Origin of the sequence: Bacteroides sp. AF32-8BH (assembly GCF_003435205.1) — a bacterium.
Lineage (GTDB): Bacteria > Bacteroidota > Bacteroidia > Bacteroidales > Bacteroidaceae > Bacteroides > Bacteroides ovatus.
This window is the reverse complement of the sequence record NZ_QVLZ01000019.1, coordinates 126,744-127,259: the sequence shown is the minus strand read 5'-3', so window position 1 is coordinate 127,259 and position 516 is coordinate 126,744. Positions and strand designations below refer to the sequence as shown.

Annotated in this window: 1 protein-coding gene; it reads left to right on the top strand. The window is 40.1% G+C overall.

Annotated elements, in window-relative coordinates; translation table 11 throughout:
* Positions 1-88 precede the first annotated feature (88 nt).
* The coding region (locus DWZ47_RS30990) for a transposase (RefSeq protein ID WP_233525060.1) at positions 89-516 on the top strand (428 nt) is incomplete at its 3' end.

Genomic DNA, 516 nt, shown 5'->3' with positions numbered 1-516 from the left:
TTTTTTATGCGCAAAGCCCAGACTTTCTCAAGCCCGGGCTTTGTTATTACCCAAAGTTTTCGTATCTTTAGGTATAAAGTTTTTCGTTATGGCAAAGTTACATTTTCGTCCTTACATTCCCAACCAAACCGTTCTTTTTCCACAAAGAATTGATGAAAACATAGCTGCGACCGACCCGGTCCGCATCGTGAATGCTGTTATTGACAATCTCAATCTTGAGAGTTTCAAGAAGCTTTATAAGGAAACGGGCCGTTGTCCTTATCATCCTAAAATGATGCTTAAGGTGATAATCTACGCCTACATGAATAATATCTATTCTTGCCGTAAAATAGAGAAGCACCTCCTTCGTGACATTCATTATATTTGGCTTGCCGGTAATGAGCATCCGGATTTTATCACGATCAACCGTTTTCGTAACCGTGTAAAGGAGGAAATAAATAATGTATTTACCCAGTTGGTTCTTGTCCTTGCCGATAAAGGTTTCATCAGCCTTGATGTGGAGTATATCGACGGCAC